Consider the following 26,337-nt stretch of genomic DNA (forward strand, 5'->3'; position numbering starts at 1 on the left):
TTATTTGTCCTCGATACTCAGGTAGGGCATCCAGTCATCGACGCAGCGCGACAAGTGCGTGTAGGTCTGTTGAAAGGCGTTCTTGGGGCGACGATAGGGGTCGGCGATCTGCAGGTCGTTCTGCCATTTGCCGATCAGGAACGCCTTGCCCCGTACTTCAGGGGCCAGGCGTACAACTCGGTGCAACTGTTCGTGTTCCATCAGCAGCACCAGGTCGGCCCAGTGCAGCAATTGCGGGGTGACCTGGCAGGCGCGGTGGTCGCCGCCCTTGATGCTGTTCTGCTTGAGCACCGCGCGGGCATCGGCGTCCATGTGTGCGCCGTTGTTGGCCTGCACACCCGCCGAGGTCACCGCCAGGCGCCCGCCTGCGCGGTGCCGCAGCAGTGCGGCAGCCATGGGGCTGCGGCAGATGTTGCCGACGCAGACGATCAGGACGTTGCTGAACATGGCGGCTTCAGCCCCGCGCCGTGGGCGCGGTGACGCGCCGGAACAGGTTGACGGTGACGTTGCGGGCCATCAGGGCCAGGGCCAGCAGCTTCTGCACCGGCGAGATGGCCGAAAGCGACAGCGTGAACACCTGTATCAGGCAGTGCTCGTACAACGGCTGGTTGCCGATGCGGAAGTAGTAGTTGGCCAGCGCGCCGTAGGTGTGCAGGGTCATCTGCAGCCGTTTCTTGTCCGAGCGCATGGAGAACACGCCGCCGCTGTGCACGCGGTAGGCTGCCGGGGCGATGTCGCCCAGGTACTTGCCCTTGCCGTGGGCGCCCAGCAGGCACCACCACACCAGGTCGTTGAGCGGCGCGCCCACCAGTTCGCGTGGCATGTCGTGCAGCACGTTGCGGAAGCAGGTGGTGAGGGTCGAGATCGGCCGGCCCTGCATCAGCTCAAGGCTGCTGGCATCGCTCTGGCCTTCACCCTGCAGCTGGATGCCCATAAGGCCCTGGTCGTTGAAGGCCATGGCGTCGTGGTAGGTCAGCGCGTAGTCGAGGTGGCTTTCCAGGAAATCGACCTGCTTTTGCAGCTTGAAGGGGTCGGTCCAGTAGTCGTCGCCCTCGCAGAAGGCGATGTACTTGCCGCGCGACAGGCGGAACAGGCCGGGGCAGGGATGGTTGCCTTGCTGGTACTGGTTTTCGCTTTGCAGCAGCGCGCGGATGATGCTCGGGTAGCGGCGGGCGTAGTCGCTGACGATGGCAGCGGTGCCGTCGGTGGAGCAGTCATCGTTGATGACGATTTCGAACGGGAAATCGGTCTGCTGGGCCAGGAAGCTGTCCAGGGTCTGTGCCACGAAACGCTCGTGGTTGTAGGTAGGGCAGACGATGCTCAGCAGCGGTTCGCGAGCGGGGCCCCAGTTCTTCATGATGTCGCTTTCGAGTCGGCTGTTCATCGTTGCGTGCTCAGTTTGGTGAAGATCGAGAAAACCCGTTGCAGCCAGGGGCGGTAGCTGCCGGCCACCAGCACCAGGGTGACCAGGCCGCACAGCGCCAGGGCCAGGAACGTCTGCAGGCGGTTGTCACTAACCAGCGCTTGCACCAGCGGCTGGGTCACCGCCACGCCCAGGGCGCTCATCAGGCAGATGCGCAGCACGTCCTGCAGCCACAGCCGCTGGATACCGGGGGCCAGGCGCCGGTGGATGAAGGCCGGCCACACCGCGAAGGCCACTACGCGCAACACGAACCAGGCGATGGCGGCGCCCAGCGCGCCCTGGTAGTGCACCGCCAGCACCAGCACCGGCACAGTGACGGCTACCGACACCAGGCTGTAGCGCAGGTGCAGGTGCATGCGCCCGTGGGCGTACTGCAGGTAGAACTGGAAGCCGCTGAGGCTGAGGATGGCGCTGCCCAGGGCATACCAGAACAGGATCGGCGCTACCCAGCGGGCGGCTTCCTGGTCACCGCTCCAGGCGTAGATCAGCGCCCCGCCGTGCATGGCCACCACCACGCCCAGGGGCACGATGAAGGTGGCGACGAAGCGGTGCGCGGACAGGTACAGGCGCTGCATGTCGGCTTCGCGGCCCTGGGCCATCAGCGCGGTCATGCGCGGCAGCAGGGTCTGCACCAGCGGGTTGATCAGCATGACGATGCCGGTGCTGACCAGCGCCACCAGGGAGAAGTAGCCGTAGTCCTTCAGGGGCAGGGCCGACGACAGCAGCACCTTGTCCAGTTGCGTCAGCAGTATCCACAGCACCGCGCTGAGCGAGAGGCTGACGGCAAACGGCAGCACCGGTTTCACCAGCGCCCAGTTGAAGCCGCTCAACAACTGCGGCGGCGGCAGGCGGCGCCAGGCCTTGGTCGCGAACAGCAGGGCTTCGAACACCCCCACCGCTGCCTGGAACAGGAAGAACACCACCGGGTCCTGGGACACCCAGGCCACCAGCGCCAGGCCCCCGAAGTAGCGCAGGGTGGCGACGGCGACGTTGGCGCCGTTCAGCCAGGCGTGCAGTTCCAGGCCCTGCAGGCCGCTTTTATACAGGGTGGCGTAGAGGCGGCAGGCCACTTGCGGGCCCATCAGCGCCACGCACAGCGCCAGGGTGTACGGTGCCAGGTGCTGGGCATTCAGCCATTCGCCGGCGATCCAGGGGCTGGCCAGCCAGGTGCCCAGCACGCACAACAGCGCCAGCGGCAGGAAAATCAGTTCGAACGAGCGCAACAGCCAGCCGGACAGGTGCTGTTCGCGGGCGGCGCCCTGATGGTGCGCGATTTCGCGCACCAGCGACGGCGACATGCCCGCGTCCAGCAGGGTCAGCCAGGCCTGCAGCACGGTGTAGAAACCGATCACCCCGTACACCTCGGCGCCCAGGTGGCGCAGGTAGAACGGCATGATCAGGATCCCCACCAGCAACGCATAGGCCTGGCCCAGGTAGCTGATGGTGGTGTTGTGCACCACCGAGCGCTTGGTCATCGCCGTTATACCGCGTGGGCCAGCGACGCATCCTGCGGCTGCGCCTGGTCGCGCTGGCGCAGCAGGGTGTCGATGACCTGGTCCTGGGTGGCGCGTTCCAGCCCTGGGTAGATCGGCAGGCACAGGATGCGCTGGCTCAGGCCGCGCGAGTGTGGCTGCGCCGCCTGGGGCTGCAGGTAGTCCAGGGTGTCGAGCGATGGGTAGAAGTAGCGGCGTGGGTTGATGCCCTGGGCCTGCAACGCATCACGCACCGCCAGGGCTTCGGCCTGGTTCTGCAGGCCCACCGGGAAGTAGCTGTAGTTGATGTCGTTGTCATCGTTGATGGCTTGCAGGTCAACGTGGCCGCGCAGCTTTTCCTCGTAGTAGTGGCCCATCTCGGCACGCTGCTCGAAGATATGCGCGATGTCGTCCAGCACGCACAGGCCCATGGCTGCGGAGAATTCGTTGAGCTTGGCGTTGGTGCCCAGGCCTTCGATGCGGTCCACCCCGGTGATGCCGAAATTGCACAGTTTGCGGATCTCGCGGGCCAGGTCATCGTCCTGGGTGACGATGGCGCCGCCCTCGATGGTGTGGAACAGTTTGGTGGCATGGAAGCTCAGGGTGCTGGCATCGCCCCAGTTGAACACCGACTGCCCGGCGTGGCGCACGCCAAAGGCATGGGCGCCGTCGTATACCACCTTGAGGTTGCGGCGCTTGGCGATGGCGTCGATGCCTTCCACGTCGCAGGGGTTGCCGAACACGTGGGTGGCGACGATGGCGCTGGTGTCGGAGCCGATGCGCGATTCGATCTGCTCGGGGTCGATGTTCCAGGTGCGCGGGTCAATGTCGCCGAACACCGGGCGAATGCCCTCCCACTGCAAGGTGCTGCTGGTGGCCACGAAGCTGAACGGCGTGGTCACCGCGCTGCCGCTCAGGCCCAGCGCCCGGTAGGCCACTTGCAGGGCCAGGGTGCCGTTGTTGGTGAGGATCAGGTTGCGCACGCCGAGGAACTCTTTCAGGCGCTCTTCCAGCTCGCAGCAGAGCGGGCCGTGGTTGGTCATCCAGTGCGAGGCGTAGATCAGGTCTACATACGCCTTGAACTTGTCGATGTTGCCCAGATAGGACTTGGTTACGTTAATCATGGAATTCTCCCGGCAAAGGCCACTAAGGTGTGCGGCGTCAAGGCGTTATCAGGAAAGGGGCGCATCAGTGCGCGCTACAACTTTGCGAGCGCGATGCTGGTTCATCTTCAATATCAACCGCGTTACCAGGCTGCCCGCATGCGGGTCGCCAAAGTGGAATAACGCCGTGGCACGGCGAAAAGCCGGATCGCAAGGTTGGTTGGCATGCAAAGAGCGATAACCCCAAAAGAAATACACATTGCCGGGGACAACTCTTAGTGTGCTGGGTTTTACTATTTTTCGATCAATACAGGCACTTAGCAGCTTTCTGCAAAGTGCGTTCTGGAATAATGTTTTTTCCAGAACATTCACCAGTACCCAACTACGCACCTTGCGCAGGTTGGGGAACAGGATGAGGTCGCCGCGCTGCTCGCCCTGGTCGGGGGTGTAGATCGGAATCAGCATGGTCACCAGGGTGGCGTCGTAGTGGAACGCGTTGGATTCCTTGCGCCCGGTGCCGCCCTGCACGCAACGCAGCACGGGGAAGATCTCGTCGCTGGCGGCTTGTTGGCCGGTGCCCTGAACGTGCATGCGCGCCAGCATGGCCTTGAATTCAGGGGACTTGCCCAGCGCCGCCAGCGCGCTGCCGGCCAGCGCCGGGTAGCCGTGGTAGGCGAAATACTGGTTGTTGTGGCGCGCGGCCTGCTGCTCGACGTAGGCGCGCAGTTCGTTCAACCCATCCTCGGTCAAGGCGCCCTCCAGGGTGGCGTGGCCCTGGGTGTTCATGTCATTGACCAAGCGGGCCGAGGTGGCTTCATCGATGTGGATCAGTGGCGACATGGCAACAAACTCGCTGCGGTTTTTATAGGGAGGTCGAGAAGGCAGGACGTCGACGCTTTTATTGTTCTTCAACTTTCAGTGGGCAAAGCTACCGCCAGGTCCGACACTAACGGCCCACTCGACACACTTTTGTTTGGGACAAAGCTACCGCCCGCTCGTGAAAACAAGCTTTTTATACGGTGCGTTGTCAAAACCCATACGGACCCGCCAAGTGGCGGGTCATGAAACTAAAGGTTAAGTAGTGGCAGGACTGCAAAAAGTATTTCAGGACTGCTGCATGGCCGTGCTCTTCGGTACGGCTCGCCCACAACTTTTTGGCGGTGGGTGAAGAGATATATCGACTGTCTTCAACAGGCTGTCAATGGCTTTTGTCAAAAAAGTCGCCTGAGGGGCTGAAGTGCGATGGTGCGGGGGTTAACCTATTGATTTATATAGAAGTAGAAAAGTTGACGCTGGCGTTTTGCTGGCTTTTTTTCGGTTTTATGGCGCTTTGCCCCATTTTCGCCCCTGCCGTGGCGCGCCACCCTTGTATTTGCTGGGGGCGGCGTATCTTGGGGCTTCCAGCGCATTGGCCACGGGTGCGGGAGACGGATTATTTACCGACGTCAAAAAAACGAAAGCCCTCGGAGTGAGGGCTTGGGCCTTGGCGGGATATTGACTACTGCTGGCACAGTGAGCGGTACAACAGCGGGCGCCGGTCCTGACGGTAATCGTTGGCCTGGCGGGCAATTGCCAATGCCTGCCGATCAAGCAGCGCATGGCTCAGCGCCGGGCCTTCCCCGGCAATGGCCAGCCTGTGGCCATCCGGGCCGACGATGCTGCTCAGGCCGCAATAACGCAACTTACCTTCGGCGCCACAGTAGTTGGCATATACCAGGAAGCACTGGTTTTCGAACGCGCGGCTACGCACTGTCACGTCGGCGATAAACTCGAATGGCAGCATATTGGCGGTGGGTACCAGGATGACTTCCGCCCCGGCCAGGGCCAGTCTTCTGGCGTTCTCGGGGAATTCGATGTCGTAGCAGATCAACACGCCTACCTGCCAGCCGTCGAGCTCCACTACCGGGAAGTGATCCTCCCCGGGGCTGAACATGGAGCGGTCGAGCTCACCGAACAGGTGGGTCTTGCGGTAGTTAAGGCGGCTGTTGCCGCGGGCGTCGAACAGCTGGACGCTGTTGTACAGCTGGCCATCCGCACCACGCTCCGGGTAACCATAGACGATCGCCATGCCATGGGCCTCGGCGATGCCTGCAATTACATGGGCCGAGGGGCCATTGGCGGCCTCGGCCAGGCGCTGCACGGCAGCTGCGCCGATGTCATAGCCGGTCAGGAACATCTCCGGGAACACCAGCAATTGCACGCCCAGCGCCTTGGCTGCGCGCACCTGGGTTTGCAGGCGGGCGAGGTTATCGATGACCGCCAGCGGCTGCGGTACGCATTGGCACAGGGCTACATGCATGCTGATGCTCCTTATTCCGCCAGTGCGATGGGGCCGATTTCCGCGAACACGTCGCCCGGCCCGGGGTTGGCCGCATGGCAGTGGCCGCCGAAGTGTTTCATGATGCCCCACACCGCGTTCAGCGACGTCTGCACCGCGCCTTCCACCCATGCCGGCGTCCAGGAAACGTCGTCGCCGGCAATGAAAATGCCACGGTACTCGTCGGCCATGTCGTGCTGCATGAAGTGCGCGTACATCCGCTGGTTGTAGCGGTAGTGGCCGGGCAGGGCGCCCTTGAAGGCACCGAGGAAGTGCGGGTCGGCTTCCCACGACACGGTGATCGGGTCGCCGATGATATGGCCGGCAATGTCGACGTCGGGGTAAATCTTCTTCAGCGCGTCCAGCGCCAGCTTCACGCGCTTTTCCACCGGGTGCGGCAGCATCTTCAGCGCGTCGCTCATCCAGGAATAGGACAGGCAGATAACCCCCGGCTTGTCGTCGCCGTTGTCGAACAGGTAGGTGCCGCGGGTCAGGCGGTCGGTCAGCGTCATGCTCATTACATCGCGGCCGGTGTCGGGGTGCTTGTCCTTCCAGAATGGCCTGTCGACCATTACGAAGGTCTTCGACGACTGCATGTAGCGGGTGCGGTCCAGCGCCATCCACATCTTCTGCGAGAACAGCGACTCTTCGCATTCGATCTGGGTGGTCAGCAGCCAGCTCTGGCAGGTGGCAAGCACCGCCGCATAGTGGCGGGTGTCGCCCCAGTTGTCGGTGACGGCGAAGCGGCCATCGGCATCACGGGCAATTTTCTTCACCCCTGAGCGCGGCGCGCCGTGGTGCAGCGAGCTGAGGCTGGTGCCGGCCGGCCAGTGCGCACATTTTTCCGGTGCATGACGCCAGATGCCCAGCGGCACCTGCTCGACGCCGCCGACCACCAGGTGCTGGTGGTCGTCGCAATTGGTCATCACCACGCGGAAGATTTCCAGCATTGAATTGGGGAAGTCGGAGTCCCAGCCGCCGGTGCCGAAGCCCACCTGGCCAAACACCTCGCGGTGGTGGAACGACAGTTTGGCGAAGGCTTTCGAGGTGGCGACGAAGTCATAGAAAGTGCGGTCGTCCCACAGCGGCACCAACGTATTCCACAGGCTTTTCAGGCGTGGCACGTCGCGGTCGCGGATGGCCTGCTGGATCTCGCTGAACTGCGAGCCGGCTTCCAGGGCGTCGGCCCAGGCGTCCGCCACTTCCTGGAACAGCGCCGGCAGGTCGGCGATGGAGCGCGCGTAGTGGGTCTGGCCTTCCAGGTCGATGACGGTGCTGCCCGAGGCGGCTGTCAGCGGGTTGGGGAAGGGCCGGGTTTCCAGGCCCAGCTTGTCCACGTAGTGGTAGAAGGCGGTGGACGATACCGGGAAGCGCATGCCACCCAGCTCGGCGACTATGCCGTCGGTGCCTTCGAACTTCTGCGAGCGCAGGCGCCCGCCCATTTTCGAGGCTTCGTACAGCACGGGCTTGAGCCCCAGTTTCATCAGCTCGTAGGCCGCCACCAGCCCGGCGATGCCAGCGCCGACAATGGCCACCTCCGCGCCGTGGTTTTCCGACGGAATCACCCCCAGCCCGGCCGGGTGCTCAATCCAGTCGTCAAACGCGAAGGGAAAGTCCGGGCCGAAGATGGTGATCGGCTTCTTGCCGTCGGCGGGGTGGCGATTGTGCTGAGTCATGGTCGACCTTATGGGCGGCTACTGAGCGGAGCTATCAGTATAGGAAAAGGATGCCAGCCATTTTAGGGAGCGGTCGTGCCGTTATTAAGGCGCAGAGTGTCGTCGTAATGACGTTAAACGCTGCAAAGTGACGAATGTCCTGGTCACACTGGCTGGCCGCGGTCGACCTTGCTGCTGAGAATGATCGACGTGGTGGTTTTTTCCACGCCATCGACGCTGCCGATCTGATCAAGCAATTGGTCCAGCTGCTCGGGCGAGTCGGTGCGCAGCCAGGCCACGTAGTCGAACTCGCCACTGACCGCGCACAGCTGCTGCACCTGGCCCATGGCGCTCAGGCGGCGCACCACTTCCTTGCCCGAGCGTGGTTGCACGGTGATGCCCACGTAGGCCTGCAAGCCGCCGTCTGCCAGGCGCTGGCCCAGGCGCACGCCGTAGCCGGTGATGACCTTGCCTTTTTCCAGGCGTGCCAGGCGCGAGGTCACCGTGGTACGGGCGATGCCCAGCTGGCGCGCAAGCACGGCCACGCTTTCGCGGGCGTTGATCTGCAGGGCGGCAATCAGTTGGCGGTCGATTTCGTCGAGGGGCAGGGTGCGGGAGTCAGTCATGGGTACTGGCGGTTATGCCATTCATTTTGGCTGGAGTGGCGCCTTAATCGGCTCATTACGTGAGCCGATTAAGTCAGCTAATCGGCTCACTGTCCAGATCGCGCGCAGTAGCCGGTGCCTGCGCTAGCGGCTAAGGGCCAGCGGGATGGAAACAGGAGGCATAAAAAAACCGCGCCTGGGCGCGGTTTTCCTTGAACGGTACGGCTCAGGCGTGGGCAAAGCGCGCCTTTGGCTGCAGCAACCGCTCCGCCACTGGCCCGAACACCAGGCCAACAGTGGTCCACAGTACCACCTGGATGCCCAGCGACGAGGTGCGGAATTGCCACAGCACGTCGGCCGAGAAGTTTGCCGGCACCTCGTTGATGGTGGGGAACAGTGCACCGGCCACGGCCATGATCACCAGGTACAGCGCCACGCCAGCGATGGCGCCGGCCCATACGCCGGAACCGGCGATGACCTTGCGCGCGGCGTTGACGGCGATGACCGCGGCCACCACCGACACCAGCAGCATCATGAAGAACACCTGGGTGCGCAGGCCGATGGTATCGGGGTTGCCCACCGACGGCGGGTTGGCCGGGTATTTGATTTCCGGTACCAGGATCAGCACCACGAACGCCGCCAGGGCCAGCAGCGCGGACAGCCCGCGCGGGCCGACCTTGCCGATGCGGCCCAGGGAGTAGGCGAACACCAGGGCGAAGATGCCGCCCAGCGATACGCTGTAGGCCACCACGCCGGTCAGCAGGCCGAAGGTGCTTTGCACCTCGCGGCTGACCAGTTCGGGTTCTTCGGCGTCGCCGTGCATGTGGGCCATGCCTTCTTCGAAGGCGATGGCACGGTCAACCTGGGGTTCACCGAATATTTTTGCAAAACCGAAGGCCAAAATGCCGGCTAACAGACCGACAAGCATGCCCCTGACGAGTAAACGACCAGTCATGTGAAGCACCTCGAAGGGGTCAGTGGCAGGGGAAGCCCAGCAGGTGGCGACCGTCGTGCACGAACTCGTGGACGTACATGCCCTTGAACAGGGCGGTGGCACCTTGTTCGGCGCCAACGAAGTAGATCGCCAGCATCAGCAGCAGGCCGCCAAAGATCGCCCAGGGCAGGATTTCACCCAGGGGAATGGTCGGAATCGAGATGTCGGTTTGCGAAGTGGTGCTATAGGCCATGATTACCTCAGGGATTACGCGTCCCGGTTACGGTGGATAGGTCGGAAAAAGGTCTGGCTTACGGCAAGGTGCCGACTACAGTGGCGCGACCGCGACGGTTTTGGACCGTCTTCTTTTTCCGAAACACATTGATACAGCGCCGTCAGTGTACTCGTTTGGCCGATGAACGTCGTGAAGATTGCCAGTACGAGCCCAGGCTGCAGCGGCTACGCTTGGCTTGCACTGTGGGCCCACAAGCGCGGGTCGTGATTTTTACTCTAGAGGTTTCAGGAGCGCCATGAACATACTTGTCACTGGGGCCACTGGCTTCCTCGGCCAGGCGGTTTGCGAAGCCCTGGCGGCGCAGCCCGACACCCACGTACTGGGTACCACGCGGGCGGCAGGCCAAGGGCCGGTGCCGCTGATTGCCGTGGGTGATATCGCCGCCACTACCGATTGGTCCAACGCCCTGCAAGGCATCGAGGTGGTGGTACATATTGCTGCGCGCCTCAACCTGCAGGGCGACACCAGCCCCGACCCGCTTGCCGAATACCGCCGCACCAACCTCGAAGGTACCCTGGCCCTCGCACGCCAGGCGCTGGCAGCCGGTGTGCGAAGGCTGATCTTCATCAGTTCGGTGGGGGTGAACGGCTCATTCACCACCGGCACGCCCTTTGACGAAACCTCGGTGCCGGTGCCGGACGGTGACTACGCCATTTCCAAGTTCGAAGCCGAGGAGGGGCTGCGGGCGCTGGTACAAGGCACGGCCATGGACGTGGTCATCATTCGCCCGCCGCTGATCTACGCCGCCCACGCTCGGCGCAACTTTCCCCGCCTGTTGAAACTGGTGGACTCCGGCCTGCCCCTGCCGTTCGCGGCGGTGGACAACCGGCGCAGCATGGTCGCGCTGGAAAACCTGGTGGATTTCATCGTGCTTTGCACGCGCCATCCGGCGGCAGGCAACCAACTGTTCCTGGTCTCCGACGGCGAAGATGCCTCCACCGCGCAGATCGTCCGCTACCTGGCCGCCAGCATGGGCCGGCCGCCACGGCTGGTGCCGGTGCCCGATGGCTTGATGCGTTGGGGGGCGAGGCTTGCGGGCAAGCAGAACATGTACACCACCCTGTGCGCTTCGCTGCAAGTGGATTCGGGCAAGGCGCGGCGGCTGCTGGGCTGGGTGCCGCCGTTGACGCTTGAACAGGCGCTGCACAAGACCGGCAGGGCGTATAAGCAGCAGGGGTGAAATGGCTTGGCCTGAAACGCAAAAAGCCGCGCATATGCGCGGCTTTTTCGTAGGTGGTGGGCCCAGCAGGACTCGAACCTGCGACCAAGGGATTATGAGTCCCCTGCTCTAACCAACTGAGCTATAGGCCCCCAGTGGTCGCGGATTATAACGACGGTTTCACGTCAGTGCTATCCGAAAAGTCGCAAAGACGCATACGAAGAAACCGCGCGGCGAATTCGTCGGGGTGCAAGGGCACGCTGAAGATGAAGCCCTGGATCTGTTCGCAGCCCTCGCGGGCCAGGAATTGCTGCTGTGCATCGTTCTCCACGCCCTCGGCGATCACGGTCAATTGCATGCTGCGGCCCAGGGCGATGATGGCCCGCACGATGGCGGCATCGTGGGTGTCGGCGGGCAGGCCGCGGACGAAGGACTGGTCGATCTTGAGGATGTCCAGGGGCAGGCGCTTGAGGTAGCTGAGCGAGGAATAACCGGTGCCGAAGTCATCGATGGCCAGCTGCACGCCCAGGCGTTTGAGGTCATGCAGCACCACCAGCGCTTCCTCGGCCTGGCTCATGATGAAGTTTTCGGTGATCTCCAGTTGCAGGCAGCCAGGGGCCAGGTGGTGCTGGCGCAGCAGTTGGTCGATGCGCTTGAGCAGGTTGGGCTGGCGCAGCTGGCCGCCGGCCAGGTTCACCGACAGCGGCCCGAAGCCTTCGTAGAGCTCCTGCCAGCGTTGCATCTGCTGGCAGGCCTGGTCCAGCACCCAGTCACCGATCTGCAGGATCATGCCGTTCTCTTCGGCCAGCTGGATGAAGCGTTCGGGCGGCACGTCGCCGAAGGTGGGGTGGGCCCAGCGAATCAACGCTTCGGCGCCGACCAGGCTGTGGTCGTGCACGCTGAATTTTGGCTGGTAGGCCAGGCTCATCTCGCCGCGCTCGATGGCCCGGCGCAGCTCGTGCTCCAGCGCCACGCGCTCGCTGGCCTGGGCCGTCAGGTCGCGGGTGTAGGACTCGACGCGGTTGCGGCCCTTGGCCTTGGAGCGGTACATGGCCGCGTCAGCGTTCTTGATCAGCGTGGCCACGTCGGTGCCGTCCTGCGGGTACAGGCTGGTGCCGATGCTGGCGCTGGTGAAGAACTCGTGCTCGCCGGCCTGGAACGGCGCGGCGAAGCAGGCCAGCAGCTTGTTGGCGATGTGCTCGGCGTCCGCCGCTTGCTGCAGGCCGGGCAGCAGGATGATGAATTCGTCGCCGCCCAGGCGCGCCACGGTGTCGATATCGCGCACCTGCTCCTTGAGGCGCTGGGCGATGCCCTTCAGCAGCAGGTCGCCCACCGGGTGGCCGAGGCTGTCGTTGATGTGCTTGAAACGGTCCAGGTCCAGGAACAGCACGGCGCCCTGTCCGCTGCCCTCGTGTTCGCGGTTCAACGATGCCTGCAGGCGGCTTTCGAACAGGGTGCGGTTGGGCAGGCCGGTCAGCGGGTCGTGGTGGGCCTGGTAATCCAGGCGCGCCTGGGCGTGCTTGAGGCTGGAAATGTCGGCGAACACTGCGACGAAATGGGTCAGCGCCGAGTCGGGGTTGCGCACCGCGCTGATGGTCAGCCAGCAGGGGTAGAGCTCACCGTTCTTGCGGCGGTTATGAATCTCGCCCTGCCAGTGGCCTTCGGCCGTCAGTTGGTGCCACATGGCGACATAGAAGGCGCTGTCATGCTGGCCCGAGGCAAGCAGGGTAGGGGTGGCGCCCAGGGCTTCGGTTTCGCTGTAGCCGGTGATCTCGGTGAAGGCGCGGTTCACCGCGGTGATGCGCTGGCGGGTGTCGGTGATCAGCACCCCTTCGGCAGTACTTTCGAATACCGTGGCCGCCAGTTGCAGCTTTTCCTGCATCAGGTGGCGGTCGGTGATGTCCCGGGCGATGGTCAGCATGCACGCTTCACCGCCAATCGGCAGCGGGCTGGTGGACACCTCGCAAAGGCGGATAGCGCCGTCGCTGCGGCGCATCAGGCAGCCGAAGTCACGCACGAAGCCGTCGCGCTCAAGCATGTCGAGCAGGCGCTTGCGTTCGTTGAGGTCTACCCACAACCCCAGGTCCAGGGTGGAGTGGTCGATGGACACGTGGTTGGAGTAACCGCTGATACGCGTGAAGCCTTCGTTCACTTCCAGCAGCACGCCGTCGCGCTGGCGGGTCAACAGCATGCCATCGGGGGAAGCATGGAAGGCCTTGGCGAATTTTTCCTCGCTGATCTGCAGCTGCTTCTGGGTTTCCTTCAGCTGGCTGATGTCGCGCACCACCACGACCAGCGCGGGGATGGTATCGAGCTCGAACGGCTCGGCCGAGATCAGCCCAGTGAACATCTCGCCGTTGCTGCGCCGGAAGGGCATCTCCAGGTTGCGGATACTGCCGGCCTGCAAACGTTGCAGCAAGCCGGGGCCGACGCCGTCGACGCCCCAGATGTTCAAGTCGGTAGCGGTGCGCCCGACCACGTCGGTGGCGTACAGGCCGATCTGTTCCTCGAAGGCTTTGTTCACCTCCAGCAGGCAGCCGTCGCTGAGGCGGGCGATGACCAGGATGTCCGGGCATTGGCGGAATACCGAGCCGAACTTCTGTTCCGACTGGCGCAGGGCCTCTTCGGTACGCTTCATTTCGCTGATATCGATCATCAGGCCGCGCATCACCGGCTGGTGGCCCTGGCGGATCATGCTGACGATGTCGCGCACCCACAGGTGGCGGCCGTCGGCGGTGACCACGCGGTAATCGACCACGTGATCGTGGCCGGCCTCGGTCTCGGCGGTGCAGTAAGTTTCGGCCCTGACGGCGTCCGCCGGGTGCAAAATGCCGCGCCAGAAGCCAGGTTTCAACCAGTCCGTCAGCGGGTAGCCAAGCAGTGCTTCGGCATGGGGGGACACGTAGCTGTAGGTGAAGTCGCTGGTGCGCGCTTCCCAGGCAATCGCCGAAAGGCTCTCCACCAGCCCGCGGTAATGGTATTCGCTGGCGCGCAGCTCCTGCTCCAGCGCCACCCGGCGGGATATTTCCGAGCTGAGACGGCGGTTGATGCGGATGACCGTGACCAGAATCGCCAACACCAGCAGCAGGGCGGGCAGGCCGTAGGTGAGGTAGTCATACCACAGGGTGCGGTGGTCGATGACCTGGCCCACCCAGCGCTCCTGGATCTGGCTGACCTGCGAGGGTTTCAGGCTGGCCAGCGCTTTGTCGAGAATGCCTACCAGGATCTTTTCGTCTGCGGGCACGCCCATCGCCAGTTGGTAACGGTAGGGGGTTTCGCCGCTGACGTAGATGCCCTGCAGCTTCAGCTGGCGCAGGCTCCACACGCTCGACGCCAGGTCGCCCACCACGGCATCGACCTGGCCGGTAGCCAGCGCTTCCAGGGCCGAGCTGACGTTGGGCTGCGGGTCCAGGTTGAGGTCGGGGTGGTGGGCCCGCAGCAGTTCGTGGGGCGCGTAGTTCTCCACTACGGCCACTTTCAGCCCGTACAGGTCGTTGAGGTTGCGTGGCTGCGCGCCGTGCTTGCGCGCCAGGATGACAATGGGGAAGTCGAGGTAAGGGCGAGTGAACGCCATATAGCCCTGGCGGTCGGGTGTCGACATGACCCCGGGCAGCAGGTCGACCTGGCCCTTCTGCGCCAGTTTCAACACTTCGGTCCAGGTTGTCGGTTCGATGGGGGTGAGCTTGATATCCAGTGCCTGTTGCACCAGGTGGATATAGTCTGCGGCCAGCCCCTGGTACAGGCCGCTGGCGTCGCGGAACTCGAATGGCGGCCACGAGGCATCCACGCCCAGGCGCAGCTCGGGATGATCCTTGAGCCAGGCCCGTTCCTGATCGGTCAGGGTCAGGGCATCGGCTGTTGCTGTCCAACACAGCAGGAGCAGCAAGAGCAGCACGCGCATGAAGGCCTCGTTACACCGGAAAGGGTCTTTCGAGTGTAGACGGAGGATGGCGAAGGGAGGTTTGCAGGATACAAAACAAAACCCCCGGCAGGGCCGGGGGTTTTGGTATTACTCGTCGAGGAAGGAGCGCAGGTGCTCGCTTCTCGTCGGGTGGCGCAGCTTGCGCAGTGCCTTGGCTTCGATCTGACGAATCCGCTCACGGGTTACATCGAACTGCTTGCCGACCTCTTCCAGCGTGTGGTCGGTATTCATGTCGATGCCGAAACGCATGCGCAGCACCTTGGCTTCGCGCGCGGTCAGGCCGCCGAGTACTTCGCGGGTGGCTTCCTTCAGACTTTCCACGGTCGCCACGTCGATCGGCGATTGCATGGTGGAGTCTTCGATGAAGTCGCCCAGGTGCGAGTCTTCGTCGTCACCGATCGGGGTTTCCATGGAGATCGGCTCTTTGGCGATCTTCAGTACCTTGCGGATCTTGTCCTCAGGCATTTCCATGCGTTCGCCCAGCTCTTCCGGGGTCGGTTCGCGACCCATTTCCTGCAGCATCTGCCGGGAAATGCGGTTGAGCTTGTTGATCGTCTCGATCATGTGCACCGGAATACGGATGGTGCGCGCCTGGTCGGCGATCGAACGGGTAATGGCCTGACGGATCCACCAGGTGGCGTACGTCGAGAACTTGTACCCGCGACGGTATTCGAACTTGTCCACCGCCTTCATCAGGCCGATGTTGCCTTCCTGGATCAGGTCCAGGAACTGCAGGCCACGGTTGGTGTACTTCTTGGCGATCGAGATCACCAGACGCAGGTTGGCCTCTACCATCTCTTTCTTCGCGCGGCGGGCCTTGGCCTCACCGATCGACATGCGACGGTTGATGTCCTTGATTTCGACGATGGTCAGGCCGGTCTCGGCTTCCAGGTCGACCAGCTTCTGCTGGCAGCGCACGATGTCGGCGTTCAGGCGGCCCAGGGCTTCAGCCCATTTGGTGCTGCGCTTGGCCAGGTCACCGGCCCAGGTCATGTCGACTTCGTTGCTCGGGAACAGGCGCAGGAAGTCGGCACGCGGCATGCGGGCGTCACGGACGCACAGTTGCATGATGGCGCGTTCTTGCTGACGCAGGCGGTCCAGGGCACCACGAACGCGCTCTACCAGCACTTCGAACTGCTTTGGCACCAGCTTGATCGGCATGAACAGCTCGGACAGGGCCAGCATCTCGGCGATGCCTTGCTTGCTGTCGCGGCCATGCTTCTTCAGGGCCTTGAGGGTGATGTCCAATTGCTCGGACACGGCACCGAAGCGCTGTGCGGCCACGACTGGGTCCGGACCGCTTTCGGCCTCTTCCTCGTCGTCGCTGGAGTCGCTTTCCTCGTCATCGTCGTCGGTCTCGGCCTTGGCCGGGGCCTTCGGGTCGACTGGCGGCGGGACTTCGGCAGGCGGCGCGATGCCGTCGTCCGGGTCGATGTAGCCGCTCAGGACGTCGGACAGGCGGCCACCTTCGCTGGTGACGCGATCGTATTCGCCGAGGATGTAGTCAACCGTGCCAGGGAAGTGCGCGATTGCGCCCATCACTTCACGGATGCCTTCCTCGATGCGCTTGGCGATTTCGATTTCGCCTTCGCGGGTCAGAAGCTCGACCGTACCCATTTCACGCATGTACATGCGCACGGGGTCGGTGGTGCGACCGATGTCGGTCTCCACGGCCGCCAACGCTGCGGCGGCTTCTTCAGCTGCGGCTTCGTCGGTATCGGCTTCGGCCAACAAAAGGGCATCCGCATCCGGAGCACTCTCGAATACGTTGATCCCCATGTCGTTGATCATGCGGATGATGTCTTCCACCTGCTCCGGATCTGAAATATCCTCTGGCAGGTGGTCGTTGACCTCCGCGTAAGTCAGGTAGCCCTGCTCACGACCGCGGGTGATCAACTCTTTGATGCGAGACTGCTGTTGCGCTTTTCCGGACATAACACCCTATCCACTGAAGGTCTTGGCGGGCAAAAAACAAGCCGAGGATTATACCCGAGCTAGGACCTCACGCGCCAGTTGAGGTCGGGGTTTGTGCGTGAACATTGCGAGTTAACAGCTCGCGCAGCTGATTTTTCTCTTCTGCGCTCAATTCACTTTGACGAGCTTTCCTGAGCAGATGTTCCAGGCAGCGCTCGCGTTGGCGAGCGGACAAGCTAGTAATGGTGTCGAAAAACTGTTGTTCAAGGTTATCGGCGTCAATCAGCCATTCTTTCTCGGCCAGTGCGCGCAGCAGCTTGCCCTGCTCGGTGCCGTGCCAACGCGCGATCAACTGTAGAGAGCGTAGCTTAGGATTCTTTTGCAGGGCTTCGAGCAGCGCCACCAACAGCTGGGCGTAGACGTGTTCTTCGTCGGCAAAGTGGCTGGCGTTCTCCACCTTCTCGGCCAGCTGCGGGTGGTGCAGCAGGGTGCGCAGGGCGCTGAGGGTGGGCGGCTCGACCGAAGTGGGCACGCGCGGCGGCACCCGTGGCTCGAAATTGCGCCCGCCCTTGCCCTTCCAGTCCTTGTTGCCTTTCCAGTCTTTCTTGCCGCCGCCCTTGTTCGGGGTCCAGGCCTGCTGCTGTTGCGGCTGGAACTCCTGGGGCGCGTGCTGGGCGTGGAAATCGCTGTAGTCGGGGCTGTAGTCGGGCACCGAATCGTAGTCGAAACCCGGATCGTAGCTGGGTGGTGGTGCCTCGGCCGGGGCGCTGTGGGCCAATTGCTTGACCGCCTCGCCGCTCAGGCCGGTGATTTCGCTGAGGCGGTTGCGCATCAGCGTGCGCAGGTTGGCGCCGGGCACCTTGTCGATCAGCGGCGCGGCCAGCGTGGCCATGTGCGCCTTGCCTTCCAGCGAGCGCGGGTCGGCTTCTTCGGTCAGTTGCTGGAAGAAGTAGTCGGCCAGCGGCTGTGCATGCTGGTTGATGCGCGCCTTGAAGGCGTCTGTGCCTTCGGCGCGCACCAGGGTGTCCGGGTCCTCGCCTTCGGGCAGGAACAGGAACCGCGCCTTGCGGCCGTCCTGCAGGCTTGGCAGCGCGGCTTCCAGTGCGCGCCAGGCAGCGTTGCGGCCGGCCTGGTCGCCGTCGAAGCAGAACAGCACGCTGGGCACCACGCGGAACAGGCGCTTGAGGTGCTCTTCGCTGGTGGCCGTGCCCAGGGTCGCCACCGCGTTGCGCAGGCCCTGCTGGGCCAGGGCGATAACGTCCATGTAGCCCTCGACCACGATGATCTCGTCGAGGTTGCGGTTGTGCTTGCGCGCCTCAAACAGGCCGTACAGCTCCTGGCCCTTGTGGAACACCGGGGTTTCCGGGGAGTTCAGGTACTTGGGCTTGTCGTCGCCCAGCACCCGGCCGCCAAAGGCGATCACCCGGCCGCGGCTGTCGCGGATGGGGAACATCACCCGGTCGCGGAAGCGGTCGTAGCGCTTGCCCGAGTCGGCGTTCTCGATCAGCAGGCCGGCGTCGATCATGGCCTTTTGCTGCAGGGTGTCGCTGCTCAGGTGCTTGAACAGGTTGTCCCAGCCCGGCGGGGCGAAACCCAGGCCGAAGTCACGGGCAATTTCCCCTGACAGGCCGCGGCCCTTCAGGTAGTCGACCGCAGCGCGGCGCGAAGGGTGGCCCTTGAGCGCCTGGCGGTAGTATTCGGCAGCGGCGGCCAGCAGCGGGTACAGCGGCGAATCGGTAGGTTGCCGCGGTTTATGGCCGCGCCCGCCTTCTTCGCGGGGCACTTCCATGCCGGCGGCCTTGGCCAGCTCTTCCACGGCCTGGGGGAAATCCAGGTTGTCGTGGTCCATGATGAAGCCGAGGGCGTTGCCGCCGGCGCCGCAGCCGAAGCAGTAGTAGAACTGCTTGTCGGGGCTGACGGTGAAGGAGGGGGTCTTTTCCTTGTGGAACGGGCAGCAGGCAGAATAATTCTTGCCGGCCTTTTTCATCTGGATGCGCGAAGTCACCACGTCGACGATGTCGGTGCGGTTCAGAAGGTCGTCAATGAAGCCCTGGGGAATCAGCCCGGCCATGGTTCTCTCATCATCAGGCTAGGAAGCGTTGCTGCAGTGTAACTGTGCGCCGGCAGTGGTGCCGGTATCGCCGTCCTGTTTGTTTGTCGGAAACGGCGTCGCATCCGACCAGCCGGGGCTGTTGTCGAAGCGGGACGTTGAAAACAGGAAAAAGGGGGTGTGCTCGTCTGCAGCCCGTGAAGGCTCGTCAGTTCTGACGTGCACGCTGGCGATGAGGCCAGGTCTGACGTTTCAGGCAGGTTTGCTTCGGTGCGCAAGGCAACCTCGGCATCCGTTCGGGTAAAGCCTGAACGGGGTGTTGCAACAACGGCTCTTGCAACAGCAACAACTGCCGGCAGCCCGGCTGTAGGCCGGGCGAGGCAGAAGCTTGCGACGCAGTCTGTATTAGTACAGACGAACGGCGCGGCGCTGTTCGCGCTGAACTTTCTTGGCGTGACGCTTAACAGCAGCAGCTGCTTTGCGCTTACGCTCGGAAGTCGGCTTCTCGTAAAATTCGCGGCTACGAACTTCAGCCAGTACACCGGCTTTTTCGCAGGAGCGCTTGAAACGACGCAGAGCTACGTCGAAGGGTTCGTTCTCTTTAACTTTGACGGCTGGCATCTAGAGCTACCTTCATTCATTACCGGGATCGACGTGCCAATGGCAAAAACATGCGCTGAAGTACGTCGGTTTTTAAGGGTTGCGGATGTTAACCCTTACCCGGCCGGAATGCAAAGCCTCTGATCGAAAACCGCTGGCCGGGGCACTGAGTGGCGACTATCATGCGCGCCTTCGAATTCAGCCTCAACAAGGCCATGACCCATGTTAGTACTGGGATTGGAAACATCCTGCGACGAAACCGGCGTCGCCCTCTATGACAGCGAGCGCGGCCTTCTGGCCGACGCGCTGTTCAGCCAGATCGACCTGCACCGTGCCTATGGCGGGGTAGTGCCGGAGCTCGCCTCGCGTGACCACGTGAAGCGCATGCTGCCCTTGATCCGCCAGGTGTTGGCCGAGGCCGACTGCGTGGCCACCGAGATCGACGCCATTGCCTACACCGCAGGCCCCGGCCTGGTCGGTGCGCTGCTGGTGGGGGCTTCGTGCGCCCAGGCGCTGGCGTTCGCCTGGGGTATCCCGGCGCTGGGCGTGCACCACATGGAAGGCCACCTGCTGGCGCCGATGCTGGAAGCGCAACCGCCCGAGTTTCCGTTCGTCGCCTTGTTGGTTTCCGGTGGCCATACCCAGCTGGTTCGCGTCGATGGCATCGGTGAATACGAGTTGCTGGGCGAAACCCTGGACGATGCCGCCGGTGAAGCCTTCGACAAGACCGCGAAGATGATCGGCCTCAACTACCCCGGTGGCCCCGAGATCGCGCGCATGGCCGCCCAGGGCGTGCCTGGGCGCTTTACTTTCCCGCGGCCGATGACCGACCGCCCTGGCCTGACGTTCAGCTTCAGCGGCCTGAAAACCTCCGCCCTGAATACCTGGCAGCACTGCCAGGCAGCTGGGGACGACAGCGATCAGACTCGTAGCGACATCTCGCTGGCCTTCCAGCAGGCGGTGGTGGACACTCTGACCATCAAATGCCGCCGTGCCTTGAAGCAGACCGGCCTGAGCCGCCTGGTGATCGCCGGTGGCGTCAGTGCCAACAAGGCGTTGCGCGAGTCGCTGGACAGCATGCTGGGCGAGTTCAACGGCAAGGTGTTCTATGCGCGCCCGCAGTTCTGCACCGACAACGGCGCGATGATCGCCTACGCCGGTTGCCAGCGCCTGCAGGCCGGCCAGCATGAGAGCCTGGCCATCAGCGTGCAGGCCCGTTGGCCCATGGAACAACTGCCGGCGCTGTAACCGGTACCTGCCTCAGAAGTGCCGTTCGCGGCCGGCAAACAGGTCGCGCAGGTTGCCACGGTGGCGCCACACGATCAGCAACGTCAGCACGCTCATGGGCAGCAGTGCCTGGGGTTCCTGCCAGGCCAGCAATGGCAGGGTCAGGGGCGTGGCGATCAGCGAAGCCAGCGAACTGGTGCGGGTGAGGTAGAAGGTCAGGGCCCATGCGGCCACCGCCAGCAACGCGGCGGGCGGGTACAGGGCCAAAATCATGCCGGCAGCGGTGGCGACACCCTTGCCGCCCTGGAAGCGGAAATACAGCGGGAACATGTGGCCGATCACTGCGCACAGGCCGATCCAGGCTTGCGCTTGCAGGTCCTGGCCGGCCAGGCGGGCGATCAGCACGGGCAGCAGGCCCTTGCACACGTCGCCCAGCAGGGTGAGGATGGCGAGTTTCCTGCCGGCCAGGCGCAGCATGTTGGTGGCGCCGGCATTGCCGGAGCCGCTCATGCGCGGGTCGGGGTTACCGGTCACGCGGCTAAGCACGATGGCGAAGGACAGCGAGCCGAGCAGGTAGGCGAGAACCGCCAGTAACCAAAACATGCTAACTATTCCGGGCGAGGACGCCCCTGATTCTAACGGCGCATTGCGCCCTTGTCGTGCTGCGGAGAGAAGTGCTTGGACAGAGTGTTTATCGAAGGTCTGGAAGTCGACACCGTCATCGGTGCCTATGACTGGGAACGCGGCATTCGCCAATGCCTGCGCCTGGACCTGAGTTTTGCCTGGGACAACCGCCCGGCAGCCGCAGGCGACGACCTGACCCTGGCGCTGGACTACGCCAGCGTTTCCACGCGTATCCTGGCCTTTGCCGAAGCCAGCCAGTTCCAATTGGTCGAGACCTTCGCCGAACGCCTGGCACAGGTGCTGATGAGCGAATTCAACATCCCCTGGCTGCACCTGAAACTGACCAAGCCCGGCGCCGTTGCGGCCGCCAAGGGTGTTGGCGTGGAGATCGAGCGCGGATGTCGCTGACGCGGATTTACCTGGGCCTGGGCAGCAACATCGACCGCGAGGCGCACCTGTGCGCAGGGCTCGATGCGCTGGCCGGCTTTCTCCAGGACATGCATTGCTCGGCGGTGTTCGAAAGCCAGCCGGTGGGCATCAAGAGTGGGCCGTTCTTCAATCTGGTGGTCAGCGCGCTGACTGACCTGCCGTTGACCGAACTGGACCGCCGGCTGAAGTTCATCGAGGCCGACAACGGTCGTTACGCGCCGGAGCGCAAGGGCCTGCCGCTGGACATCGACGTGCTGCTGTACGGCGACCTGGCGGGCAATTTCGACGGGCTGGTGCTGCCGCGGGCAGAGATTCTGAAGAACGCCTTCGTGCTGTGGCCGCTGGCGTTGATTGCCCCGGAGGTGTTGCACCCCGGGGTGGGCAAGCCCATGGCCCAGGTGTGGGCCGAGGCGCAGATCGATCAGGTGCTGGCGCCGGCGCCCTTCGAGTGGCGTGGCCGGCAGCTCACGCAGCTCTGACACCGCCTGTAGCAGCGGCCACCAGGCCGCGTCCTGGGCGCCGCGGGTTGTGCGTCATGGCCGGACGCCGCCTGGCGGCAGCTGCTACGGGTGGGTGTGTTGTTTGTAGGTCTGCAAGGCCTTCAGGCGCTCGGCTTTCAACGCTTCGCCCAACTGTTGCCCAGTGAACCCGGCTTCCACCAGCGGCTTTACCGCCACCCCTCGCGCCGCCTCCGCCGCGCCGCGTAGATAATCCGCCTGTGGATAACTGATCTGCCCGCGTGCCAGGGCGCCCATCTGGCCGACCATGATTAACTCCTCGAAACGCTGCGGCCGACGGTACACGTCGAAGCCCTGCAGCAATTCCAGCAGCTGTGCGGCTTCCAGTTGCAAAGCGCGCTGGCCAGCCTCGCCGTACTGCCCCACCAGCATCGCCAGCTCCTGGCAGTCGCGGGGCACCTTGAAGCGTTCGTTGATGGCCTTGCCCAGGCCGCCTGCCAGGCAGGCCCAGCGCACGGTCAGTGGTTGTTCATGGCGCGCGGCCTGTTCCAGGGCTCCCAGGCGCTCAGCTGGCAGGGTGTCCAGTTCGGGCATCAGTTGCTTCAGGGCGCCACACTCGTGCAGCACCTGCACGAACACCTGCGGCTGGTTTTCCATCAGCGCCCGGGAAACTTCCTTCCAGCTGCGCTCGGCGGTCAGCGCCTGCAGTTCGCCGGATTCGCTTAGCTCGCGCATCAGTTCCAGCGTCTGCGGCGCGACCGTGAAGCCTTGGTCGGCATAACGTGCCGCGAAACGGGCGACGCGCAACACTCGCAAGGGATCTTCGGCGAATGCCGGCGAAACGTGGCGTAGAACTCTTTGTTCGAGGTCAGCCTGGCCATGGTAGGGGTCGACCACATTGCCGTCATTATCCTCGGCCATGGCGTTGATGGTCAGGTCGCGGCGGATGAGGTCCTGTTCCAGGGTGACGTCGGGGCTGGCATGGAATACAAAGCCGCCATAACCATGGCCACTCTTGCGCTCGGTACGCGCCAGGGCGTACTCCTCGCCGGTTTTCGGGTGCAGGAATACCGGGAAGTCCGCACCCACGGGGCGGTAACCCAAGGCGTGCATCTGCCCGGCAGTGGCACCCACCACTACCCAGTCGATGTCGGTGACCGCGCGGCCCAGGAGACGGTCGCGCACCGCGCCGCCGACTTTGAAAATCTGCATGAAAAAACCTCCGTAGACCCGACAGGATAACCTGTCTGCCGGGCCCGGGGAGGTCGGATGCCTTGGTTAGAGGTGAACGACAGCGAGGTCAAGGCGTCCGTAGTCACCTTCGCTGTGTTCCATCTTTGGGGGGACATGGTGGGTCTTCATGACCTGCTCGCCCTGCAGGGTTTCCAGGTGAATATCGAAGCCCCACAGCCGATGCAGGTGCTTGAGCACCTCGTCGGTGGACTCGCCCAGCGGTTTGCGGTCGTGCTGCTGGTGGCGCAGGGTCAGCGAGCGGTCGCCACGGCGGTCGATGCTCCAGATCTGCACGTTGGGTTCGCGGTTGCCCAGGTTGTACTGCGCCGCCAGGGTTTCACGAATGGTGCGGTAGCCACCCTCGTCATGAATTGCGGGCACCAGCAGGTCATCGCGCTGGTCGTCATCCATGATGCTGAACAGCTTCAGGTCGCGGATCACCTTGGGTGAAAGGTACTGCAATATGAAGCTTTCGTCCTTGAAGCTGGTCATGGCGAACTTGATTGCAGAAAGCCAATCCGTGCCGGCAATGTCGGGGAACCAGTGGCGATCTTCGTCAGTTGGCTCTTCGCACATGCGACGGATGTCGCGGTACATGGCGAAGCCCAGTGCGTAGGGGTTTATGCCGTTGTAGTAGGGGCTGTCGAAGCCGGGCTGGAACACCACGCTGGTGTGCGATTGCAGGAATTCCATCATGAAGCCGTCGGTGACCAGGCCTTCGTCGTACAGGTCGTTCATCAACGTGTAGTGCCAGAACGTTGCCCAGCCCTCGTTCATCACCTGGGTCTGGCGTTGCGGGTAGAAGTACTGGGCGATCTTGCGCACGATGCGCACCACCTCGCGCTGCCAGGGCTCCAGCAGGGGCGCGTGCTTCTCGATGAAGTAGAGGATGTTCTCCTGGGGTTCGGCGGGGAAGCGCGCGTTGTCGCGTTCGCTGTTCTTGTCGGCGCTTTTAGGAATGGTGCGCCACAGGTCGTTGATCTGTTTCTGCAGGTGCTCTTCGCGGTCCTTCTGGCGCCGACGTTCCTCTTCGGCAGAGATGGGGTAGGGGCGTTTGTACCGATCCACGCCGTAGTTCATCAGCGCGTGGCAGGAGTCCAGCAAGTCTTCCACGGCATCGATGCCGTGGCGCTCCTCGCACTGCATGATGTACTGCTTGGCGAACACCAGGTAATCGATGATGGAGCTGGCGTCGGTCCAGGTGCGGAACAGGTAGTTGCCCTTGAAGAAGCTGTTATGCCCGTAGCAGGCGTGCGCCACCACCAGGGCCTGCATGCAGATGGTGTTTTCCTCCATCAGGTAGGCGATGCAGGGGTCGGAGTTGATGACGATTTCGTAGGCAAGGCCCATCTGCCCACGGGTGTAGGATTTCTCCGTGCTGAGGAAGTGTTTGCCGTAGGACCAGTGATGGTAGCCCAGGGGCATGCCTACCGAGGCGTAGGCGTCCATCATCTGCTCAGCGGTGATCACCTCGATCTGGTTGGGGTAGGTATCCAGCGCATAACGCTCGGCAATCCGGCTGATTTCCCGGTCGTAGGCCTGGATCAGTTCGAAGGTCCACTCGGAGCCCGTGGACAGGGGTTGGCGTTTCTGCTCTCTGGCGGTCATGTCACTAACCTGCGCTGGAAGAGTTCACGGAAGACCGGATAGATATCACCGGCCGATACCAGCTGCTGCTGGGCGAACGTGTCGGCAAAGGCTTCGCCGATGCGTTCGTACTCGAACCACAATGCCTGGTGCTCGCGCGGGGTGATCTCCACATAAGTGTAGTACTGCACGAACGGCATGATCTGCTTGGTCAGGATCTCGCGGCAAATGGGCGAGTCATCGTTCCAGTTGTCGCCGTCGGAGGCCTGGGCGGCGTAGATGTTCCACTCGTTGGTGGGGTAGCGCTCGGCCATGATCTCCTGCATCAGTTTCAGGGCGCTGGAGACGATGGTGCCGCCGGTTTCCCGGGAATAAAAGAACTCTTCCTCGTCCACTTCGCGGGCGCTGGTGTGGTGGCGGATGAACACCACTTCGATCTTGTCGTAGTTCCGCTTCAGGAACAGGTACAACAGGATGAAGAAGCGCTTGGCGATGTCCTTGGTGGCCTGGGTCATGGACCCGGACACGTCCATCAGGCAGAACATCACCGCCTTGGAACTGGGGTTGGGGTGTTTGACCAACAGGTTGTACTTGAGGTCGAAGGTGTCGAGGAACGGCACGCGGTGGATGCGCGCGCTGAGACGCTCGATTTCCGTCTCGATTTCCTGGATATCGCCGAAGTTGTCCGGCTCTTCGCGCCTCAGGCGTTCAAGCTCGGCCTTGGCCTCGCGCAGTTTCGCGCGGCTGCTGCCAGACAGTGCGATGCGCCGCGCATGGGCTGAACGCAGCGTGCGGATAATGTTGATGCGCGACGGGTTGCCTTCGTTGCTGATGCCAGCGCGCACGGTCTTGAAGGTGTCGGTACCGCTGAGGTTGCGTTTCACCAGGTTCGGCAGTTCGAGGTCTTCGAACATGAATTCGAGGAATTCTTCCTGGGTGATCTGGAAGACGAACTCGTCCATGCCTTCGCCGGAGTTGCCGGCCTTGCCCGGGCCCTTGCCACCGCCGCCGCCCCCTTGGGGCCTGGCAATGTGTTCGCCAGCGGTGAATTCCTTGTTGCCGGGGTGCACGACGGTCTGCTTGCCGCCGCGGCCATGGTGCAGCACCGGCTCGTCAATGTCGCGGCCGGGAATGCTGATCTGTTCGCCGTGTTCCATGTCGGTGATGGAGCGACGGCTGACCGCCTCTTCCACCGCCTTCTTGATGTGGTCACGGTAGCGCCGCAGGAAACGCTGGCGGTTCACCGTGCTCTTGTTCTTGCCATTCAGGCGTCGGTCGATCACATAGCTCATAGGCCCTCCGGGCAGCTGCAAGCCTTAAGCTGCAAGCC

The 26,337-nt window shown here is 63.2% G+C and carries 22 protein-coding genes and 1 tRNA gene; 4 read left to right on the forward strand and 19 right to left on the reverse strand.

The window, feature by feature from the left end:
- The 10 genes from AC0SZ7_RS02920 to AC0SZ7_RS02965 form a co-directional block, all read right to left on the reverse strand.
- Positions 1 to 447, reverse strand: coding sequence for a low molecular weight protein-tyrosine-phosphatase (locus AC0SZ7_RS02920; RefSeq protein ID WP_475502907.1), 447 nt, complete (start codon positions 445 to 447; stop codon positions 1 to 3).
- 7 nt (positions 448 to 454) lie between these two features.
- The gene (locus AC0SZ7_RS02925; protein ID WP_475502908.1) at positions 455 to 1,384 is read right to left on the reverse strand and encodes a glycosyltransferase family 2 protein; all 930 of its coding nucleotides are present in this window, start codon (positions 1,382 to 1,384) and stop codon (positions 455 to 457) included.
- The gene (locus AC0SZ7_RS02930; protein WP_475502909.1) at positions 1,381 to 2,898 is read right to left on the reverse strand and encodes an oligosaccharide flippase family protein; all 1,518 of its coding nucleotides are present in this window, start codon (positions 2,896 to 2,898) and stop codon (positions 1,381 to 1,383) included. Before AC0SZ7_RS02930 ends, AC0SZ7_RS02925 begins: the two co-directional genes overlap by 4 nt.
- A gap of 5 nt (positions 2,899 to 2,903) precedes the next feature.
- Entirely contained in the window at positions 2,904 to 4,019 is a 1,116-nt protein-coding gene (locus AC0SZ7_RS02935; protein WP_475502910.1) for a DegT/DnrJ/EryC1/StrS family aminotransferase, read from the reverse strand.
- 48 nt (positions 4,020 to 4,067) lie between these two features.
- Positions 4,068 to 4,838 carry a hypothetical protein gene (locus AC0SZ7_RS02940; RefSeq protein ID WP_475502911.1) on the reverse strand — a complete coding sequence of 257 codons (771 nt, stop codon included), beginning with the start codon at positions 4,836 to 4,838 and terminating at the stop codon, positions 4,068 to 4,070.
- A gap of 658 nt (positions 4,839 to 5,496) precedes the next feature.
- Positions 5,497 to 6,297 (reverse strand): carbon-nitrogen hydrolase family protein, encoded by an 801-nt coding sequence (locus tag AC0SZ7_RS02945; protein ID WP_475502912.1) that lies wholly within the window; start codon positions 6,295 to 6,297, stop codon positions 5,497 to 5,499.
- 11 nt (positions 6,298 to 6,308) lie between these two features.
- Positions 6,309 to 7,991, reverse strand: a complete 1,683-nt coding sequence (locus AC0SZ7_RS02950) for a flavin monoamine oxidase family protein (protein WP_475502913.1) — start codon at positions 7,989 to 7,991, stop codon at positions 6,309 to 6,311.
- A 143-nt stretch (positions 7,992 to 8,134) separates the two neighbouring features.
- Positions 8,135 to 8,596, reverse strand: a complete 462-nt coding sequence (locus AC0SZ7_RS02955; protein ID WP_475502914.1) for an Lrp/AsnC family transcriptional regulator — start codon at positions 8,594 to 8,596, stop codon at positions 8,135 to 8,137.
- Between the two features lie 205 nt (positions 8,597 to 8,801).
- Positions 8,802 to 9,530 (reverse strand): CbtA family protein, encoded by a 729-nt coding sequence (locus tag AC0SZ7_RS02960; protein WP_475502915.1) that lies wholly within the window; start codon positions 9,528 to 9,530, stop codon positions 8,802 to 8,804.
- A 19-nt stretch (positions 9,531 to 9,549) separates the two neighbouring features.
- Positions 9,550 to 9,762, reverse strand: coding sequence for a CbtB domain-containing protein (locus tag AC0SZ7_RS02965; protein ID WP_268147755.1), 213 nt, complete (start codon positions 9,760 to 9,762; stop codon positions 9,550 to 9,552).
- Positions 9,763 to 10,039: 277 nt separating this feature from the next.
- On the opposite strand from AC0SZ7_RS02965, the gene AC0SZ7_RS02970 reads away from it, so the two are divergent.
- Positions 10,040 to 10,984 carry an NAD-dependent epimerase/dehydratase family protein gene (locus AC0SZ7_RS02970; protein WP_475502916.1) on the forward strand — a complete coding sequence of 315 codons (945 nt, stop codon included), beginning with the start codon at positions 10,040 to 10,042 and terminating at the stop codon, positions 10,982 to 10,984.
- A 54-nt stretch (positions 10,985 to 11,038) separates the two neighbouring features.
- Here the strand turns inward: AC0SZ7_RS02970 and AC0SZ7_RS02975 are convergent.
- The 5 genes from AC0SZ7_RS02975 to rpsU form a co-directional block, all read right to left on the reverse strand.
- Positions 11,039 to 11,115, reverse strand: a tRNA-Ile gene (locus tag AC0SZ7_RS02975).
- Positions 11,116 to 11,129: 14 nt separating this feature from the next.
- Positions 11,130 to 14,864, reverse strand: coding sequence for a bifunctional diguanylate cyclase/phosphodiesterase (locus AC0SZ7_RS02980; protein ID WP_475502917.1), 3,735 nt, complete (start codon positions 14,862 to 14,864; stop codon positions 11,130 to 11,132).
- A gap of 108 nt (positions 14,865 to 14,972) precedes the next feature.
- Entirely contained in the window at positions 14,973 to 16,820 is a 1,848-nt protein-coding gene (gene rpoD, locus AC0SZ7_RS02985; protein ID WP_475502918.1) for an RNA polymerase sigma factor RpoD, read from the reverse strand.
- A gap of 67 nt (positions 16,821 to 16,887) precedes the next feature.
- Positions 16,888 to 18,870 carry a DNA primase gene (gene dnaG / locus AC0SZ7_RS02990; RefSeq protein WP_475502919.1) on the reverse strand — a complete coding sequence of 661 codons (1,983 nt, stop codon included), beginning with the start codon at positions 18,868 to 18,870 and terminating at the stop codon, positions 16,888 to 16,890.
- A gap of 384 nt (positions 18,871 to 19,254) precedes the next feature.
- Positions 19,255 to 19,470 (reverse strand): 30S ribosomal protein S21, encoded by a 216-nt coding sequence (gene rpsU / locus AC0SZ7_RS02995; protein ID WP_002551877.1) that lies wholly within the window; start codon positions 19,468 to 19,470, stop codon positions 19,255 to 19,257.
- 201 nt (positions 19,471 to 19,671) lie between these two features.
- On the opposite strand from rpsU, the gene tsaD reads away from it, so the two are divergent.
- Entirely contained in the window at positions 19,672 to 20,697 is a 1,026-nt protein-coding gene (tsaD, locus tag AC0SZ7_RS03000) for a tRNA (adenosine(37)-N6)-threonylcarbamoyltransferase complex transferase subunit TsaD (RefSeq protein ID WP_475502920.1), read from the forward strand.
- 12 nt (positions 20,698 to 20,709) lie between these two features.
- On the opposite strand, the gene plsY is transcribed toward tsaD, so the two are convergent.
- Complete coding sequence (gene plsY, locus AC0SZ7_RS03005; RefSeq protein ID WP_475502921.1) at positions 20,710 to 21,279, reverse strand: glycerol-3-phosphate 1-O-acyltransferase PlsY; 570 nt, start codon at positions 21,277 to 21,279, stop codon at positions 20,710 to 20,712.
- 75 nt (positions 21,280 to 21,354) lie between these two features.
- Here plsY and folB point away from each other — a divergent pair, with 75 nt between their 5' ends.
- A complete protein-coding gene (gene folB / locus AC0SZ7_RS03010) occupies positions 21,355 to 21,708 on the forward strand; it encodes a dihydroneopterin aldolase (RefSeq protein WP_475502922.1) in 354 nt (117 codons plus the stop codon).
- On the forward strand, positions 21,699 to 22,208 hold the full coding sequence (gene folK / locus AC0SZ7_RS03015; RefSeq protein ID WP_475502923.1) for a 2-amino-4-hydroxy-6-hydroxymethyldihydropteridine diphosphokinase: 510 nt from the start codon (positions 21,699 to 21,701) through the stop codon (positions 22,206 to 22,208). Before folB ends, folK begins: the two co-directional genes overlap by 10 nt.
- A gap of 84 nt (positions 22,209 to 22,292) precedes the next feature.
- Here folK and AC0SZ7_RS03020 read toward each other — a convergent pair whose 3' ends face one another.
- The 3 genes from AC0SZ7_RS03020 to AC0SZ7_RS03030 all read right to left on the reverse strand — a co-directional run bounded on the left by AC0SZ7_RS03020 (position 22,293) and on the right by AC0SZ7_RS03030 (position 26,299).
- Positions 22,293 to 23,399, reverse strand: coding sequence for a tRNA nucleotidyltransferase/poly(A) polymerase-related protein (locus AC0SZ7_RS03020; protein ID WP_475502924.1), 1,107 nt, complete (start codon positions 23,397 to 23,399; stop codon positions 22,293 to 22,295).
- 66 nt (positions 23,400 to 23,465) lie between these two features.
- The gene (locus AC0SZ7_RS03025; RefSeq protein WP_475502925.1) at positions 23,466 to 25,028 is read right to left on the reverse strand and encodes a SpoVR family protein; all 1,563 of its coding nucleotides are present in this window, start codon (positions 25,026 to 25,028) and stop codon (positions 23,466 to 23,468) included.
- The gene (locus AC0SZ7_RS03030) at positions 25,025 to 26,299 is read right to left on the reverse strand and encodes a YeaH/YhbH family protein (RefSeq protein ID WP_475502926.1); all 1,275 of its coding nucleotides are present in this window, start codon (positions 26,297 to 26,299) and stop codon (positions 25,025 to 25,027) included. Before AC0SZ7_RS03030 ends, AC0SZ7_RS03025 begins: the two co-directional genes overlap by 4 nt.
- Positions 26,300 to 26,337 lie beyond the last annotated feature (38 nt).

The organism is Pseudomonas sp. JC1203, assembly GCF_056175065.1.